Here is a 227-nt window from a genome sequence, read left to right on the forward strand (position 1 = left end):
GCGAACAGCTCCATCACGTCGCTCTCGACCTCGACCTCGACGGGGCTGTCGTCGGCGAATAGCTCGATCACGTCGCTCTCCACTTCGACTTCGACCGGCCTCTCGTCAGCTAACAGCTCTATCACGTCGCTCTCGACTTCGACCTCGACCGGCCTGTCGTCGGCCAACAGCTCGATCTCGTCGCTGTCGACCTCGACCTCGACGGGTATCAATTCGTTGTCGACGGG

Annotated in this window: 1 protein-coding gene; it reads right to left on the reverse strand. The window is 61.7% G+C overall.

Annotated features, from left to right (window positions below; genetic code table 11):
* Positions 1-227: hypothetical protein (locus J8I33_RS34350; RefSeq protein WP_209940009.1), on the reverse strand; the 227-nt coding region annotated here is incomplete at both ends.

The organism is Burkholderia sp. AcTa6-5, from assembly GCF_017815075.1.
Classification (GTDB): domain Bacteria; phylum Pseudomonadota; class Gammaproteobacteria; order Burkholderiales; family Burkholderiaceae; genus Burkholderia; species Burkholderia sola.